This is a genomic window from Enterobacter cloacae complex sp. I1M (assembly GCF_014982425.1).
GTDB lineage: Bacteria > Pseudomonadota > Gammaproteobacteria > Enterobacterales > Enterobacteriaceae > Enterobacter > Enterobacter intestinihominis.
Genome location: NZ_JADCLG010000021.1, coordinates 80,067 through 95,762 on the forward strand (window position 1 = coordinate 80,067; position 15,696 = coordinate 95,762).

Genomic DNA, 15,696 nt, shown 5'->3' on the forward strand with positions numbered 1-15,696 from the left:
CAATCTTTAATACTGCATTAAAAAATGATAACCGTTGTTAACAAAGTGAGCTTTTTTACCCCTGCAATTCCAGCCCGGCGAGACGTTTCCAGTAACCGTTGCAGTCGCTGTTTGCCGTCAGCGGCAGCGGCGAGGCGCCGTTTTCGTTGGTGCGGAAGGCGTCCAGCATGGCGAACACGCCGGTATCGAGCGGCGAAAGACGCACCATATCCACCAGCCCATGCATTGACGCCAGCTCGTTGCCGAGGTTATAGACGTAACCGCTCATAGTCTGAATGCCGTTGAGGACAAACACCTGCTGATTCTCCTGCGACAGCATGCTGCGTCCGTTCGGGTACTTAATGCAGCAGGTTTCACACTCGTCTTTCGGGCGATCTTCGGAACGCGCGGTGAAGCAGCGGGCAGAGTAGGCCAGCGGCAGATGGCCGTAGCTCAGCACTTCGACTTCAAACTGATTGCGAATGCCCAGCTCGTCACACTGATTTAGCAGGTTGACCAGCCAGTCGCGGGAGAGCTCAACCGGCATGCACCAGCGTGTCATCCCCTGTTTGAGCAGCAGGCGCAAGGTCACCGCGTTATAGCAGTTCAGCGCATGTCCGGCGACAAACGGCAGCTTACGCTCGGCGCACATGTTCACCACGCCCAGGTCGCTCGCCTCCAGCAGGAACTCACCGTTTTCGACGTAGCGCTTCAGCTCGCCCAGTTCAGAGGACGCCTGCACCAGCGCCAGCGTCGAGAGCACCACCTGCTTGCCGCTGCCGGCCAGGCTTTTCGCCATATCCAGCCAGTCGCCCACTTTGGTGGCGCGGCGCTTGCTGCACACCGCTTCGCCGAGGTAAATCACATCGGCGCTGCTGTTAGCCGCCTGCTGGTAAAAATCTTCCAGCGTCTCTTTTGGCCAGTAGTAAAGCACCGGCCCTAATGAATATTTCATGATTATCTCACTGCCATTTACGGTGATACGCGCCGAGCGTGGTTTGCGTGCCTTCGGACATCGCGCCGAGCGTCTCCATCCAGGCCGCCTGCGGGGCGTAGTTTTGCGGGTCCGCCATGCAGCGGTCGATGGCCTGACGCCACACCTTCGCCACCTGGCTCACGTAGGCCGGGCTACGCTGGCGGCCTTCGATTTTCACCGAGGCAATGTTGGCGGCCAGCAGTTCCGGCAGCAGCTCCAGCGTGTTGAGGCTGGTGGGCTCCTCCAGCGCGTGGTAGCGCTCGCCTTCCACCAGATAGCGGCCTTTGCACAGCGTCGGGTAGCCCGCGTTTTCACCGTCCTGATAGCGGTCGATTAACACATCATTCAGGCGCGACTCCAGTCCCTGCGGCGTTTGCTGCCAGCGAACGAAGCGGGCAGGCGAGCAGGCACCGACGGTATTTGGCGATTCCCCGGTAAGATAGGAAGAAAGATAGCAGCGGCCTTCGGCCATGATGCACAGGCTGCCGAAGGCAAAAACCTCCAGCGGCACTGGCGTGACGCGCGCCAGTTGCTTAACCTGATGAATAGAGAGCACGCGCGGCAGCACCACGCGGGCTACGTCAAAGTGTCGATGATAAAAACGCACGGCCTCTTCATTGGTGGCCGATGCCTGAACAGAGACGTGGCGCTCAATATGCGGATAACGTTCTGCCGCATACTCAAGCATGGCGAGGTCAGCCAGGATCAGCGCATCTGCGCCCAGCTGGGCCGCCATATCCACGGCGCGCTGCCAGCGGGCATAGCCATCAGGATGGGCAAAGGTATTGATGGCGATGTGCAGTTTGCGCCGGTGCTGGTGAACGAAGTTAACGGCTTCCTGAAGCTTTTTCTCCGTAAAGTTAAGACCCGCAAAATGGCGGGCGTTGGTATCATCTTTCAGCCCGATATAGACCGCATCGGCCCCATTTTCGATGGCCGCCTTAAGCGCCGGAAGGTTTCCGGCAGGGCAGAGCAGCTCCATAATTTATCCCGATGTTGTCGATCGCAGGGATCGTAAAAAATGTTAACGAGCTGGGATTTTAATTAACCCATACGCGACAATTTTTGATTTAAGGCAGCTAATGGCGTATTGATGGCACCAATAATGAGGTATACCGGACAACGGTTTGTTGATTTACGCCGCTATCTTCTTGTCGGGATATGGCAAAATAGCAGGATTATAGCTATCAGGGAGTAAAGCTCGTGCTGGATAAACTGCGTTCACGTCTCGTACAATTCGGTCCATCAATGCTGAGCGTGCCGGTAAAACTGGCGCCGTTCGCGCTTAAACGCCAGGTGCTGGAACAGGTACTGAGCTGGCAGTTCCGCCAGGCGCTACAGGACGGTGAGCTTGAGTTTCTGGAAGGCCGCTGGTTAAAGATTGAAGTACGCGATATCGGGTTGCGCTGGTTTACTTCCGTAGAGAACGATCGGCTTATCGTCCGTGAAACCGCCGAGGCGGATGTCAGCTTTAGCGCGGATGCCAGCGATCTGCTGATGATCGCCGCGCGCAAACAGGATCCGGACACCCTTTTCTTCCAGCGTCGTCTGGTGATTGAAGGCGACACGGAGCTCGGTCTGTACGTCAAAAATTTAATGGATGCCATTGAGCTGGAGCAGATGCCGAAAGCACTGCGTATGATGTTGATGCAAATGGCAGATTTCGTTGAGGCCGGGCTAAAAACCCCGCCGGACAGTAAACACACTTCAGTAGGTGAACCATGCTGATTCGAGTCGAAATTGGGATTGATGCGCCGGGTATCGATGCGTTGTTACGCCGCTCTTTTGCAGGCGACGCCGAAGCTCAACTGGTTCACGATCTTCGCGAAGATGGCCTGATTACGCTGGGCCTGGTTGCCACCGACGATGAAGGGCAGGTAGTCGGCTACGTGGCGTTCAGCCCGGTGATTGTGCAGGGTGAAGAGTTGCAGTGGGTCGGAATGGCGCCGCTGGCGGTGGATGAAAACTACCGTGGACAGGGCCTGGCACGCCAGCTGGTCTATGAAGGGCTGGATTCCCTGAATGAATTCGGCTATGCCGCTGTCGTCGTTCTGGGCGATCCGGCGTTCTACGAGCGTTTAGGCTTTGAGCCAGCGTCCAGATACGATCTGCGCTGCCACTGGCCAGGCACGGAAACATCTTTCCTGGTACATCCTCTGGCGGACGATTCGCTCGATGGGGTTACCGGTCTGGTGGAGTACCACGATCATTTCAATCGTTTTTAAGCAGGCTTTCGCGTAGCGCCTCGAAAGAGCCGTCCCCGTTGACGAGACGCTCTTTCTGGCGCTTCGTCAGCTGCTTAATGCGGTATTCCAGCCTGAGCGCCAGGGATCTGTCGCCCACGGCGGCTGAAAACGCCAGCTGAAGTTCACCTTTCCCCCGCAGTGCTTTCGCCCCTTTTCCCGTTTGATGTTGTAAAAAACGCCGTGCCACATCGGTAGTGATCCCGGTGTAGAGTGCGTTATCAGCGGTTCGGACAAGATAGAGAAACCAGCACACGGTAAACAGATTCAGTATGTTAAGGTGAACGCACCATAGCATGAGAGAGAGCGAAAATGGAAACACTGGCCGCCATTAACCGCTGGCTGGCAAAGCAGCATGTTGTGACCTGGTGCGTCTGTAAAGACGAGGAGATGTGGTGCGCAAATGCCTTTTATTACTACGATCCCGAGCGCGTGGCCTTTTACGTGATGAGCGAAGACAAAACGCGGCATGCGCAGATGACGGGCCAACAGGCAAAAGTGGCGGGCACGGTAAATGGTCAGCCTAAAACCGTTGCGCTGATCCGCGGGGTCCAGTTCAAAGGCGAAATTCGTCGCCTGGAAGGTGAGGAAAGCGACGCCCAGCGTAAACGCTATACGCGCCGCTTCCCGGTGGCCGCAGCGCTAAAAGCCCCGGTGTGGGAAATCCGCCTCGATGAGCTGAAATTTACCGACAACACCCTGGGCTTTGGCAAGAAGCTGCACTGGTTACGCACCGAGCAGGCGTAGCGCTTCGCGGTTAAACGCTGGAAGATCGTCCGGCGTACGGCTGGTGATCAGCTGATCGTTATCGTTCACCACTTCCTGATCGTAGAACTCGGCACCGGCGTTTTTCAGATCGATAACGATCGGTTTCACCGCGGTGAGCTTACGCCCGCGTACCACCTCGGCGCTGATCAGCAGCTGCGGGCCGTGGCAAATGGCAAACACCGGTTTACCGGTGCCGACGAAGTCACGGGTAAAGGTGACGAAACGCTCGTCCCCGCGCAGGGAATCCGGTGAATGGCCGCCCGGTAACAGCAGGGCGTCGAAATCCGACGGGCTGACGTTATCAATGGATTCGTCAATGGTCACGCTGGCTTCACCCTTGTGGCCCTTCACGGTTTTACCCGCTTCTTTTTCGATGGTGACCACCTCGTGGCCCGCCTTGCGGAATGCCTCTGCTGGCGACGTAAATTCTGAATCTTCAAACTCGTCGGTAATCAAGACTGCGATTTTTTTACCCATGCTTCCTCCGTTGTTTTCGCTTCAGACTGTTTTTTTCCCGTTTGTGGTAAATACTTACCGGTAACAGACTTTTAAGTGTGGTAGAGCAGGCCCAGATCGCAAACGGACAATTCTGTAAAGGGGACAAGATGAGTCAGGTACTGATTACCGGCGCAACCGGGCTGGTGGGTGGACATCTGCTGCGGCTGCTGATCCAGGATCGGCATATCAACTATATCGCCGCCCCGACGCGTCGCCCGCTGTTGGATATCACCGGCGTCTATAACCCGCACGATCCCCAGCTTACCGACGCGCTGGCGCAGGTGCAGGATCCCATTGATATCGCCTTTTGCTGCCTTGGCACCACCCGACGGGAAGCGGGCAGTAAAGAAGCCTTTGTCCATGCAGATTACACGCTGGTGGTAGATACCGCCCTGACGGCCAAGAAGCTGGGTGCTAAGCATTTCCTGGTGGTCAGCGCGCACGGCGCGAACGCAGGCTCGCCGTTTTTTTACAACCAGGTGAAGGGCAAAATGGAAGAGGCGTTAATCGCGCAGCAATGGGAGCGCCTGACCATCGTGCGGCCTTCCATGCTGATGGGCCACCGCGACGAACGGCGTTTTAACGAGTCTTTTTTCGCTCCGCTGTTTCGCATCCTGCCAGGTAACTGGAAGTCCATCGAGGCGCGGGATGTCGCGCAGGCGATGCTGAAAGAGGCACTGGCTCCGTCGCAAGAGGGGGTTAATATTATCCCTTCGGCAAAACTGCGTGAAATCGCGCAGGGCGAGGCGTAAACTTCCCCGGCTTATTAAATAACACCTTCCGGGGAATGGTATGACTGGTCAGTCTTCATCTCAGGCGGCAACACCTGTTCAGTGGTGGAAGCCCGCACTCTTCTTTCTCGTGGTCATCATTGGCCTTTGGTATGTGAAATGGCAGCCGTACTACGGTAAAGCCTTCACCGCCGCCGACACCCACAGCATCGGTAAATCGATTCTCGCGCAGGCCGATTCCAGCCCGCTTCGCGCGGCGTGGGATTACGCAATGGTCTATTTTCTTGCCGTCTGGAAAGCGGCGGTATTGGGCGTATTGCTGGGCTCGCTGATTCAGGTACTTATCCCGCGTAACTGGCTGATAAAAACCCTGGGACAACCGCGCTTGCAGGGCACGCTGCTGGGAACGATTTTCTCCCTGCCGGGCATGATGTGCTCCTGCTGCGCTGCACCGGTGGCGGCGGGTATGCGCCGACAGCGCGTGTCGATGGGCGGTGCGCTTGCCTTCTGGATGGGTAACCCCCTGCTGAACCCGGCAACGCTGGTGTTTATGGGCTTCGTTCTCGGCTGGCATTTCGCGTTTATCCGTCTGGCGGCTGGCCTGCTGACGGTGGTGCTTGTCGCTACGCTAGTGCAGCACCTGGTGAAAGACAACGAGGCCGGGCCTGCCTCCGTTGAGCTGGACCTCAGCGATCCGCAGGGCAGTTTCTTAGCTCGCTGGGGCAAAGCGCTGTGGCAGCTTTTCTGGAGCACAATCCCGGTCTATATCCTGGCCGTACTGGTGCTCGGGGCGGCGCGCGTCTGGCTGTTCCCGCATGCGGATGGCGCTATCGACAACACGCTGATGTGGGTGATTGCGATGGCGGTGGCCGGTTGCCTGTTTGTGATCCCAACCGCGGCGGAGATCCCGATTATTCAGACCATGATGATGGCTGGCATGGGTACCGCACCGGCGCTGGCGCTGCTCATCACGCTGCCGGCGGTGAGCCTGCCGTCGCTGATCATGCTGCGTAAGTCATTCCCGGCGAAAGCGCTGTGGCTGACGGCGGGGCTGGTGGCGTTGAGCGGAGTGATTGTGGGGAGTATGGCGCTGGTGTGAAAGAAAGCCCGGTGGCGCTGGCGCTTACCGGGCTTACAGTCAGGTGTGAATTACTTGATATAAGTAAAGGCGGTGGTGACGTGCTTCACGCCGCTCACCCGGCTGGCGATATCCGCCGCCGCTTTCCCTTCACGTTCTGTCACCAGGCCCAGCAGGAACACTTCGCCGTTCTCAGTGGTTACTTTCACGTTTGAGGATTTCACCTGGTCGGTACCCAGCAGCTGGGAACGCACTTTGGTGGTGATCCAGGTATCAGATGACGCGGTGCCGAGACCAATCGGCTGGCCCTGGCGGATCTCGTTAAACACTTCCGCCGTACCTTCTACGCCCATCGCGATCTGTTTGGCGCGCGAGGCGAGTTCAGGGGTTGGCGCCTGGCCTGCCAGCAGAACTTTGCCCTGATAAGCCGTCACGTTAATGCGTGCTTCCTTCTTGATCTGTTCGTCTTTCGACAGCGCACTGTTTACGCGCAGCTCAAGCGTACCGTCATCCACCTGCGTCCCAACGGTACGCGGATCGGTCGCTGCTTTGGTGCCGACCGCTGCGGTACCGACTACAGCGGCAGCGATGCATCCCTGAAGCAGTAATGCAGACATCACGACTGCAAGGGCCGATAAAACCTTCATGAGAACTCCTTAATCATCCTGGTGAGGGAAAAGCGTGTTATCGATCAGATCGCATAAGCAGTTCACCGTGAGCATATGCATCTCCTGGATGCGGGCGCTACGGTGCGAAGGAATGCGGATTTCCACATCCTGCGGCCCCAGCAGGCCAGCCAGCTCACCGCCGTCGTAACCGGTCAGGGCGACAATCGTCATGTCCCGGGTTACTGCCGCTTCAACCGCCTTAACGATATCCCGGCTGTTACCGCGCGTGGAGATCGCCAGCAGCACGTCTCCGGCATGGCCTAAGGCGCGCACCTGCTTGGCGTAAATTTCGTCATGCAGACGATCGTTGGCAATCGCAGTTAAGACCACGTTATCGGTGTTTAGTGCAATGGCTGGTAAACTCGGTCGCTCGGTTTCGAAGCGATTGATCATGCTGGCAGCAAAATGCTGTGCGTTGGCGGCGGACGTGCCATTGCCACAACAGAGGATTTTGTTGCCGTTGAGCAGCGACTGAACCAGCGTCATCGCTGCACGCGAGATCGCGTCCGGAAGGGCTTCCGCTGCGGCAATCTGCGTTTGAATGCTTTCTGTGAAGCACACTTTTATTCGTTCGAGCACGGTATCCCTTTAAAATCTTATTTATGCGTCTTCGCCAAACGCGTTTTTAAGCCAGTCGATCGCATTTCCGGTGAAGGCTACCACATCGAAACGGCAATCCACAGTATCAAAACTCCCATTATGGCGGGCAAGCCACAAGTGGGCAGTCTGTAATAATTTTTGTTGTTTGGCGAGCGTCACGCTGGCGGCAGCACCGCCAAAACGGGACGACTGTCGGTAGCGTACTTCAACAAACACGATGGTTTGACCGTCTTTCATAATCAGGTCAATCTCGCCGCCGCGCCCGCGAACGTTGGCGGCGACAAAGCGCAGTCCTTTGCCTTCAAGCCAGCGGCGCGCTTTTAGCTCCCACGCGTCGCCGGTCTCTTTGCGGCTTAACTGGCCGGGACGATCTGCCCCTGCTGGTATTTGAGCCATGATAACTTCCTGTTAATCACACAATCCTGATCGGCGGTCAGATCGCCGGTATTCCCGTTAAGCTCAAAGCCCGGTACCTGGCGCATCTGGGTAAAGTGGTTTGCCAGCGCCCAGGCATCGACGCCCATCGCGTACAGACGCGCCAGGGAATAATCATTGCGCACCGCGCCCAGCGCCTGCTGCATCAACTGCGGGTTGCTGCCTGCCAGCATAGGGATCTCGCTGTATTGCAGTCCTTCCATTTCCAGACGGAAATCCGGGCCTGCGGTACCCTGTGCGCTGCGGGAGCTGGCGTAGAGCGTTGCGCCGCTCTGGCTGCCGTTACGCATGGCGATCATTGGTTTGATAAAGGCGATCTCTTCCGGCGTAGCGACGATGTACGCCGAATCCACTTTACCGCCGCCGCTGATTTGCGCGTCGGTAGGGGGGGCTGGGATCGTCAGACCGCCGATGGTGACGCTCTGCTGCTGCGGCAGGCTGGCGGATACCGGGCTACCGTTGAGGGCAATACCTGCCCCGCCGTTCACGCCCGCTCTCAGTTCGGAAGCTGAGCCAAATTTCTGCTGCAACACCACGCCACCGCCAAGGGTCTGCCACTCTTGCGCAAAGGCGTTGGCAACGCGGTCGCCCAGCGTGCTGCGTGGGATCAGCAGCAGCGGCGCCTGTTTGCCCTGCTCGTGAATATGACGGGCCGCATCGCGGGCTTCATCCTCCGGAGAGAGGGCGAAGTAACAGATATTGGCGCGGTTCTGAACCTGCTCTGGCTGGTTCAGCGCAAGCACGTTCAGCGTGGTGTTGCTCTTCATCAGCGCTTCCACGTTGTTTTTCAACAGCGGGCCGACAACGATGCTGGCCCCGTCCTGCTGAACCTGCGCCAGCACCTGGTCAAGCGGCTGGGCGCTGGTGTCGTAGATTTTCAACTCTGCACCAGGGTTAGCGCTGGTGGTGGCCACAGCCTGCGGCTGGGCTGCTGGCTGCTGTTCCGGCTGCGCGGTTTGCGGCTGAGGTTGTTCTGCCGTCGCGGGCGCCGGAGTTTCAGCCGGGGCCTGTGTTGCCGCAGGCGCTGAGGTAGCGGGTTGCGTCGTTGGGGCGGTAACCGGATTCTGCATGGTGCCCTGGGCAGGGGTTTGCGCGGTGGTCAGGTCGCTGGTTTCGGCGGCTGACGGACTGACTACGTCATTCACATTCGCCGCCTGTGCTGCCTGCGCCGGAACGGCGCTGCCGGTGACGGCGGTAGTGCCGTTTTTCGCGGCTTCAAAACCTTGCTGAATGGCGCGGCCAAACACCGCTGCCTGGCCGTTTAACGGCAGCAGCAGGGCGATTTTGCTGGTGGAGGCGGGCTTAAAGTTTTGCACGTTCACCAGCTGCGTTGGCAGCATTTTTGCTCCCGGGTTTTGCGGGTAGCGCTTTTGCCAGTCGGTAATGCCGGCTTTCAGCATGTTCGGATCGCTGCGGTTGTTGAACCACATCTGTTGCAGATCCAGCCAGCCTTGCAGGACATTTTCATCGGCGTTGATCACCAGCGCTCTGGCCTGATCCTGGGTCATGGAGGCGAGTGCCTGCCAGGTTGCGTCAATATTTTTCTGCTTGTCCGCACCCGCGAGCAGAGGCTCCTGGGCAATCAGCGCGCGGAGAAGCGTCAGGGAGGGGCGACCCTGCTCAGCGGTGATACCGGCCTGCCAGAAACGGGCCTGCTGATTCTTATCCAGCGCGCTCAGTTCGATAGTGCCGAGGATCTTCTTCGCGCCGTCGAAATCTTTCTGCGCGACCTTCAGTTCTGCCGACAGCAGCGTCTGCTCATGGCGCTGATCGTCGTTAAGATCCTGCGGCAGCTGGCTGAACAGCTCGGCGGCCTGCTGGGTTTTTCCTTCCTTCAGCAGTGCACGAATGGCGAGTAATTGCCAGTTGATCCTGGTATCATTTGAACTCTGCGACATTTGTTGCAGATAAAAGCCAGAATCAGCCTGAGCGGATCCCTGCATATGAGCAGTGCTCTGGTCAGGTGCCTGGGTGCCGCAGCCGGTAAAGATCAGGGCTGCCAGCAGGAGGGGCACGCTGTGCGCGGCTTTTTTTCGAAGAAACGTTAACGGTACCATACTGTATCCAGTGATTTTTTTACGCAATGCTCAATATTAAATCGGCAATACGGACGAAACAATGAAACAACACGAAACGGCAGATAATTCTCAAGGCCAGCTTTATATTGTACCTACTCCTATCGGGAATTTGTCTGATATTACCCAACGTGCACTCACTGTATTGCAAGCTGTTGATTTAATTGCTGCTGAAGACACCCGTCATACCGGTTTACTGCTGCAGCACTTTGCCATTAACTCCCGTCTGTTTGCCCTGCACGATCACAATGAGCAACAAAAAGCCGAAACGCTGGTGGCGAAGCTGAAAGAAGGGCAGAACATCGCGCTGGTCTCCGATGCGGGTACGCCGCTTATCAACGATCCGGGTTACCATCTGGTGCGCACCTGCCGTGAAGCAGGGATCCGCGTTGTGCCGCTGCCGGGGCCGTGTGCTGCTATTGCCGCATTAAGTGCGGCGGGCCTGCCGTCCGATCGTTTCTGCTACGAAGGTTTCCTGCCTGCTAAATCCAAAGGCCGTCGCGACGTGTTAAAGGATCTGGAAGCAGAGCCGCGTACCCTGATTTTTTACGAATCAACCCACCGCCTGCTGGAAAGCCTGGACGATATGGTTACCGTCTGGGGCGAATCCCGCTACGTGGTGCTGGCGCGCGAGCTGACCAAAACCTGGGAAACCATTCACGGCGCGCCGGTTGGCGAACTGCTGGCGTGGGTGAAAGAGGATGAGAACCGCCGCAAGGGCGAAATGGTGCTGATTGTCGAAGGGCATAAAGCGCAGGAAGACGCCCTGCCTGCCGATGCGCTGCGTACGCTGACCCTGCTACAGGCTGAACTGCCCCTGAAAAAAGCGGCGGCGCTGGCGGCGGAGATCCACGGCGTGAAGAAAAATGCGCTGTATAAATATGCGCTGGAGCAGCAGGGGGAGTAAGCCCCTGCCGCCTGTTTTGCCGGGTGGCGGCTTCGCCTTACCCGGCCTACACCGTGTCAAAGCCTCACTATTTTCCCGGCATCGCCTCAAACACCAGCGTTTCCAGCGGTTGCAGCGTAATCACTACAGCGTTTTTATACTCCTCTGGTACGGTCGAATTACTGCCGTACACGGCTTTCAGGGTAAACTGCGAGCGCTCTCCTGCCGGGATCTCAAAATCTTTGGTTAAATCCAGGTAGTAACGTTGCGGCTTATCCGACGGGTTGCGTAAACCAAAAATCGCTTTGTCTTTACTCCATGAGGCCCAGCCGTAAACCTCAAGCGAAGTTGGGTCACCGCCAATCCAGTGCGTATCCACCAGCACGCTGGCATTCTCACGCGACCACTTCGCCGCCTGTGCCAGGGTGTCCCACTTCGCCTTGTTAAGCATGGACGGCGTGATGTACAGCTCCTGAAGTTGAGTTCCGGTCGCGAAGTAGCTCCAGACCTGATCGGCAAAATCACCGTCCGTTTGTACTTTCTCCAGTCCATAGTAAGCGTTCTCTGCACTGACGATCCCGTGGTACATCAGGGAGTTCAGCGGGAACAGCGGGCCTTTGCGTACGATGGAGCGATAAGTTTCGGCATCCCGGTAGGTCATCCACTGCTGCACTGGCGTGCCGGGACCGTACAGGTTGATATCATCGCCCTGACGCCAGATTGAATCAGCATAGAACAGCCAGGACGGGCTCGCGTCGGTCCCGGTGGTCAGGTTGATAAACAGGTTCGGGTTTGCGCTGCGCATGTTGTGCAGCAGGGCAATGGACGCGTCAAAATCCGATGCAAATGGGCTGCCCTTGATATGCGAATTGGCGTTACCCATTCCGTCGAGCTTGAACGAGGTAATGTGCTCGTTTTTGATCAGCTTAATGATCTGATCGTTAAAGTTTTTAAAGTAGTTCGGCCCCGACAGCGCCAGCTTGCCGTCTACGGTTTCGAAACCATACTCTTTTGCATGCGAGACGCGAATATCGCGCGGCTTGTTGTAACCGCCCCACGGTGAAAGCCACAGCCCAACCGAGCTATGCAGGCTATCGGCTTTTTCCCTGACTTTGCCAAAACCGTTGCTGAATGCCGGGCCAAACAGCCAGCGTCCGGTGCGATCGTCCCAGCCATCGTCCAGCAGGAACGCGTCCAGCGCCACCCCGCGTCCGGCAATAAATTCTTTATTCCATTCGTCCATCCGCCCAATGACATCCTGCTCGGAGTAAGGAGTAAAGAAGCCAATGTCCATCCAGCTGTTGTAGTGCAGATAAGGCTTATAAGGCCGCGGGCGCACGGCATCGATAAACTGGTTTACGCTGCGCCGCAGCTGATTAGTTTCCGGGAAAGTGCCGAACCAGGTGGTAAAACTGACCGGTGTCTCAGGCAGAATTGGCGTTTTCAGCTCCACGTTGAGGTTCGTGGTGGCTTCATAAGCGTAAGTATTCACAATCGGTTTGTCTGGCAGGATGAAGAACGAGTCGGCCACGATTGGCGAGCTGTTAATCGCCCCGTCAACGTAAGGTGCCTGAGACTGCTTCTTCGTCGGGAAGAAGGTCATTTTCGCTACGTCCCGCGGCTGCCCGACGGCGGCGATGGTGTAGCCGATGCTGGCGTATTTTCCCTTCACCAGGTTCAGTTTCACCGTTACGTTAAAATCCGGATGCGTAAAGTCGATGACTATCGCGTTGCCCTGCTTTTCGACGTGCTTGATTTTGAAATCAGCGGTGTGGATTTTTGTTTCATCCGGCAGTGTCAGAAAGAACAACTCCTGTGGCGTGAGCGGATGGTTAGCCTTGCTGTCCGTTACTACTACCGTTGCATTTGCATCATCAAACGAAAGGGCAATATTGTTGTTACTGAGCGCGTAGTTTGCTGCTGCCGCGCCATGAGAAACACAGAGAGCCAGCAGCGAGAGAGTGAGCCTTGTTTTCATCGGGGTAAGATCCTTATCAGTAATGCTTCAGCATTCGGTTGATGGACTGTTCCAGCCAGTAGCGCTGGGTGCCGAAGTTAATACGCAGGTAGTTTTCGCCGTTTTGTACGTAGTGGCTGCCATCTTCGATGACCACGCCAGCCTGTTTGGCGAAATGTTGGGTTAGCGCCGTCGCACTGCGATCGTCCGCACTGACGTCTATCCAGGCGAGATACGACGACTCCGGGTTCATCATCTTCCATGCAGGGAAGTGGGTCTGGATGGCATCCGCAAGGTAGCGGGCATTGCCGCGCAGATAACCATTCAGCGCGTCGAGCCATGGCAGACCTTGCTGATAGGCCAGAATAATCCCCCACACGCCGAAGATATTCGGCGAGGTAATGGAGTTCTTCTCCAACTGCTGGCGGAAACGCTGGCGCAGCGAATCGTCTGGAATCATTGAGTAGGATGTTTTTAGCCCGCCAAGGTTGAAGGCTTTATTGGGGGAGGTCAGCACAATCAGGTTGTCCTGGGCGGCACAGCCCGAAGTCAGACAGCTGACGAATGTACCGTCCAGAATGTGCTCGGCGTGAACCTCATCAACCACCAGAATCGTGCCGTAGCGCTTACAGAGATCGGACACCTGGCGTATCTCATCCGCGCGCCAGATGCGGCCCGAGGGGTTATGCGGCGAGCAGAAGAACCACAGTTTTGGACGGTGAGTTTTGAGCTGAACTTCAATCAGATTAAAATCCAGCTGATAGCGGTTTTCCTTCACGCTCAGCGGATTTGCAAGCACCCGCACGCCCTGTCGCTGTGTCGCCATCGCAAACGGGTCATACACTGGGGTGTTCATCATCACGCAGTCGCCGGGATTGCAGAACGCCTGAACCGTATAGTGCAGCGTAGAAACGGTGCCGTAGGTCAGGGTGATCCATGACTTATGCACCTCAACCTGATGACGGGTGCGCTGGAAGGCGATGACCGCATCGTAGAATTCGTCGAAGCACCAGGTGTAACCGAAGGTGCCATGCTCCACGATGCGCTGAAAGCCTTCAATCACGGCGGGTGGCGAGGTGAAATCCATGTCTGCTATCCACAGCGGGATAAATCCCTCCGGGACATCACCGAAACGCGAACACACAAACGCATGATCCCATTTACGGCATTTATCGCTTTTACGCTCAATGATTCTGTCGAAATCAAACACAACGACCCCCTGTTAAATTAAGGCTTCAATGCCGGATTTGACGCTCTGCACCTGTGGGCCGATGATCACCTGAACGCTGTGGGCATCAAGCACCACGACTGACAAGGCGCCAGCGGCCTTCAGCGCCTGCTGGTCGATAAGCCCCATATCTTTCACCACCAGACGTAAGCGGGTAATGCAGTTGTCGAGCGACTCAATATTCTCTTTACCGCCAAGCGCGCGAAGAATAAGCCCATGATCGTATTTTGATTTTCCACGTGCCCGGGTATTGGCTTCCACCGCCTGGAGCGCACCCTGCGCGTCAACATCACGGCCTGGCGTTTTTATATCGTGCTTGAGGATGTACCAGCGGAAGACGAAGAAGTAGATAGCAAACCAGGCAATACCCACCGGGAACAGCAGATACCATTTGGTCGACATCCCCTGCATGACGCCGAAGATCAGCAGATCCAGAATACCGCCGTCAGTGTTGCCGATGGTGACGCCGAGCAGCGCCATCACCATCAGCGCCAGGCCAGACATAACGATATGAAACGCGTAAAGCACAGGGGCAATAAACAGGAACAGGAACTCAATCGGCTCTGAAATACCCGTGACAACTGAAACCAGCACGCCTGAAAGCAGCAGCCCTTTAATCACCGGACGGTTTTCCGGGCGCGCGGTGCGGTAGATAGCGTAAGCCACGGCAGGCAGGCCGAAGATAAAGGTCGGCATAAACCCTTGCGATAAAAATGCCGTAATGTGCGGGCTAAACGGCAGACCCGCTTTCAGCTCGGCGTAGAAAATGTTCAGCGCACCGGCCACTTCCTGGCCGTTAACCATCTCAATGCCGCCCGCCGGGGTGAAGCGCACCATCGCCAGCAGTATGTGATGCAGGCCAAAAGGTTTGAGTAGCAGCACGCCCACGCCATACAGGAACGGCCCAAAGACGCTGGTGCTCTGGATGATATGACCAATTCCGGCAATGCCCATTGCCACATATTCCCACAGCAGGGGGATGACCAGGCCGACCAGCGACAGGGTGAGGGCGGTAATAATCGGAACAAAACGAATGCCGCTAAAGAAGGCAAATGCGTCGTGCAGCACTGTGTCCTGGAAGCGTTCGTGCAGGAAGTAGGTGATCACCCCTACCACAATGCCGCCGAGCACGCCCATCTCCAGCGTTTGAATGCCAAGCACGATGGATTGTCCCACCTGTCTCATGGTGGCGGCATCCGCAAGCTGGTGGGTGGCGGTCAGGTAGTAGTTGATGCTCATGTTCATCAGCATGTAGCCAACGAATCCGGCAAAAGCGCCCACCGCTTTATTACGCCTGGCAAGGCCCATTGGGATCGCCATGGCAAACATCAGCGGCAGATAGGTAAAAGCAAAGCCACCGACCATGGCGATAAAACCAAAGGTGAGCTGCGTTAACTCGCCGCCCAGAAAGGGAAAACTTTTGATGGTGGAAGGGCTGGTGACAGAACTACCGATACCTAACAACAACCCCATAAAGGCCAATAGCGAAACCGGGAACATAAACGTCTTTCCCAGGCTCTGGAAAAACTCCCACGCTTTCGATTTAAACGACTTTTCCTGTGTCATGTAGGGAC

17 protein-coding genes are annotated in these 15,696 nt (G+C 56.7%); 6 read left to right on the top strand and 11 right to left on the bottom strand.

What is annotated here, in order from left to right:
- Positions 1-55 precede the first annotated feature (55 nt).
- Together INF86_RS13435 and INF86_RS13440 are read right to left on the bottom strand one after the other, a co-directional pair.
- The gene (locus tag INF86_RS13435; RefSeq protein WP_046620867.1) at positions 56-934 is read right to left on the bottom strand and encodes a U32 family peptidase; all 879 of its coding nucleotides are present in this window, start codon (positions 932-934) and stop codon (positions 56-58) included.
- Positions 935-941: 7 nt separating this feature from the next.
- A complete protein-coding gene (locus tag INF86_RS13440; RefSeq protein ID WP_154051814.1) occupies positions 942-1,937 on the bottom strand; it encodes a peptidase U32 family protein in 996 nt (331 codons plus the stop codon).
- 221 nt (positions 1,938-2,158) lie between these two features.
- On the opposite strand from INF86_RS13440, the gene INF86_RS13445 reads away from it, so the two are divergent.
- Together INF86_RS13445 and INF86_RS13450 are read left to right on the top strand one after the other, a co-directional pair.
- Entirely contained in the window at positions 2,159-2,683 is a 525-nt protein-coding gene (locus tag INF86_RS13445; protein WP_003861771.1) for an SCP2 domain-containing protein, read from the top strand.
- Entirely contained in the window at positions 2,677-3,180 is a 504-nt protein-coding gene (locus tag INF86_RS13450) for a GNAT family N-acetyltransferase (RefSeq protein ID WP_022649509.1), read from the top strand. Before INF86_RS13445 ends, INF86_RS13450 begins: the two co-directional genes overlap by 7 nt.
- Here the strand turns inward: INF86_RS13450 and INF86_RS13455 are convergent.
- Positions 3,167-3,496, bottom strand: coding sequence for a GIY-YIG nuclease family protein (locus tag INF86_RS13455; protein ID WP_003861768.1), 330 nt, complete (start codon positions 3,494-3,496; stop codon positions 3,167-3,169). The genes INF86_RS13450 and INF86_RS13455 overlap by 14 nt on opposite strands.
- 14 nt (positions 3,497-3,510) lie before the next feature.
- Between INF86_RS13455 and INF86_RS13460 the strand changes: the two genes are divergently transcribed.
- Positions 3,511-3,945, top strand: coding sequence for a YhbP family protein (locus tag INF86_RS13460; RefSeq protein WP_022649508.1), 435 nt, complete (start codon positions 3,511-3,513; stop codon positions 3,943-3,945).
- Here the strand turns inward: INF86_RS13460 and INF86_RS13465 are convergent.
- Entirely contained in the window at positions 3,925-4,443 is a 519-nt protein-coding gene (locus INF86_RS13465; RefSeq protein ID WP_015571965.1) for a type 1 glutamine amidotransferase domain-containing protein, read from the bottom strand. The two genes, INF86_RS13460 and INF86_RS13465, sit on opposite strands and share 21 nt — an antisense overlap.
- Positions 4,444-4,571: 128 nt before the next feature.
- Between INF86_RS13465 and INF86_RS13470 the strand changes: the two genes are divergently transcribed.
- A complete protein-coding gene (locus tag INF86_RS13470; protein WP_022649507.1) occupies positions 4,572-5,216 on the top strand; it encodes an NAD(P)H-binding protein in 645 nt (214 codons plus the stop codon).
- 40 nt (positions 5,217-5,256) lie between these two features.
- On the top strand, positions 5,257-6,294 hold the full coding sequence (locus tag INF86_RS13475) for a permease (protein WP_023307055.1): 1,038 nt from the start codon (positions 5,257-5,259) through the stop codon (positions 6,292-6,294).
- Between the two features lie 50 nt (positions 6,295-6,344).
- Here INF86_RS13475 and dolP read toward each other — a convergent pair whose 3' ends face one another.
- From dolP to INF86_RS13495, 4 genes are read right to left on the bottom strand one after another with little or no spacing between them, the layout of a single operon-like run.
- The gene (gene dolP, locus INF86_RS13480; protein ID WP_022649505.1) at positions 6,345-6,920 is read right to left on the bottom strand and encodes a division/outer membrane stress-associated lipid-binding lipoprotein; all 576 of its coding nucleotides are present in this window, start codon (positions 6,918-6,920) and stop codon (positions 6,345-6,347) included.
- Between the two features lie 9 nt (positions 6,921-6,929).
- Positions 6,930-7,520 (bottom strand): DnaA initiator-associating protein DiaA, encoded by a 591-nt coding sequence (diaA, locus tag INF86_RS13485; RefSeq protein WP_003861754.1) that lies wholly within the window; start codon positions 7,518-7,520, stop codon positions 6,930-6,932.
- 21 nt (positions 7,521-7,541) lie between these two features.
- Positions 7,542-7,937, bottom strand: coding sequence for a YraN family protein (locus INF86_RS13490; protein WP_022649504.1), 396 nt, complete (start codon positions 7,935-7,937; stop codon positions 7,542-7,544).
- Positions 7,895-10,033 (bottom strand): penicillin-binding protein activator, encoded by a 2,139-nt coding sequence (locus INF86_RS13495; RefSeq protein ID WP_045622090.1) that lies wholly within the window; start codon positions 10,031-10,033, stop codon positions 7,895-7,897. The genes INF86_RS13490 and INF86_RS13495 overlap by 43 nt, the downstream gene beginning before the upstream one ends.
- 61 nt (positions 10,034-10,094) lie before the next feature.
- Between INF86_RS13495 and rsmI the strand changes: the two genes are divergently transcribed.
- Positions 10,095-10,958: a 16S rRNA (cytidine(1402)-2'-O)-methyltransferase gene (rsmI, locus tag INF86_RS13500; protein ID WP_193543606.1), complete on the top strand. Its 864-nt coding sequence runs from the start codon at positions 10,095-10,097 to the stop codon at positions 10,956-10,958.
- A gap of 67 nt (positions 10,959-11,025) precedes the next feature.
- Here rsmI and INF86_RS13505 read toward each other — a convergent pair whose 3' ends face one another.
- Genes INF86_RS13505 through malX form a run of 3 tightly spaced genes read right to left on the bottom strand, consistent with a single transcriptional unit; the run spans position 11,026 to position 15,688 of the window.
- On the bottom strand, positions 11,026-12,915 hold the full coding sequence (locus tag INF86_RS13505) for an enterotoxin (protein WP_126291458.1): 1,890 nt from the start codon (positions 12,913-12,915) through the stop codon (positions 11,026-11,028).
- Between the two features lie 16 nt (positions 12,916-12,931).
- The gene (locus INF86_RS13510) at positions 12,932-14,104 is read right to left on the bottom strand and encodes a MalY/PatB family protein (protein WP_023307051.1); all 1,173 of its coding nucleotides are present in this window, start codon (positions 14,102-14,104) and stop codon (positions 12,932-12,934) included.
- A 12-nt stretch (positions 14,105-14,116) separates the two neighbouring features.
- The gene (malX, locus tag INF86_RS13515) at positions 14,117-15,688 is read right to left on the bottom strand and encodes a maltose/glucose-specific PTS transporter subunit IIBC (protein ID WP_193543607.1); all 1,572 of its coding nucleotides are present in this window, start codon (positions 15,686-15,688) and stop codon (positions 14,117-14,119) included.
- Between the last annotated feature and the right edge of the window lie 8 nt (positions 15,689-15,696).

Bases quoted from the DNA above. Each gene is read 5' to 3' on its own strand.
- INF86_RS13435 (WP_046620867.1), bottom strand. From the start codon at position 934: ATGAAATATTCATTAGGGCCGGTGCTTTACTACTGGCCAAAAGAGACG.
- INF86_RS13440 (WP_154051814.1), bottom strand. From the start codon at position 1,937: ATGGAGCTGCTCTGCCCTGCCGGAAACCTTCCGGCGCTTAAGGCGGCC.
- INF86_RS13450 (WP_022649509.1), top strand. From the start codon at position 2,677: ATGCTGATTCGAGTCGAAATTGGGATTGATGCGCCGGGTATCGATGCG.
- INF86_RS13455 (WP_003861768.1), bottom strand. From the start codon at position 3,496: ATGCTATGGTGCGTTCACCTTAACATACTGAATCTGTTTACCGTGTGC.
- INF86_RS13460 (WP_022649508.1), top strand. From the start codon at position 3,511: ATGGAAACACTGGCCGCCATTAACCGCTGGCTGGCAAAGCAGCATGTT.
- INF86_RS13465 (WP_015571965.1), bottom strand. From the start codon at position 4,443: ATGGGTAAAAAAATCGCAGTCTTGATTACCGACGAGTTTGAAGATTCA.
- INF86_RS13470 (WP_022649507.1), top strand. From the start codon at position 4,572: ATGAGTCAGGTACTGATTACCGGCGCAACCGGGCTGGTGGGTGGACAT.
- INF86_RS13475 (WP_023307055.1), top strand. From the start codon at position 5,257: ATGACTGGTCAGTCTTCATCTCAGGCGGCAACACCTGTTCAGTGGTGG.
- dolP (WP_022649505.1), bottom strand. From the start codon at position 6,920: ATGAAGGTTTTATCGGCCCTTGCAGTCGTGATGTCTGCATTACTGCTT.
- INF86_RS13490 (WP_022649504.1), bottom strand. From the start codon at position 7,937: ATGGCTCAAATACCAGCAGGGGCAGATCGTCCCGGCCAGTTAAGCCGC.
- INF86_RS13495 (WP_045622090.1), bottom strand. From the start codon at position 10,033: ATGGTACCGTTAACGTTTCTTCGAAAAAAAGCCGCGCACAGCGTGCCC.
- rsmI (WP_193543606.1), top strand. From the start codon at position 10,095: ATGAAACAACACGAAACGGCAGATAATTCTCAAGGCCAGCTTTATATT.
- INF86_RS13505 (WP_126291458.1), bottom strand. From the start codon at position 12,915: ATGAAAACAAGGCTCACTCTCTCGCTGCTGGCTCTCTGTGTTTCTCAT.
- malX (WP_193543607.1), bottom strand. From the start codon at position 15,688: ATGACACAGGAAAAGTCGTTTAAATCGAAAGCGTGGGAGTTTTTCCAG.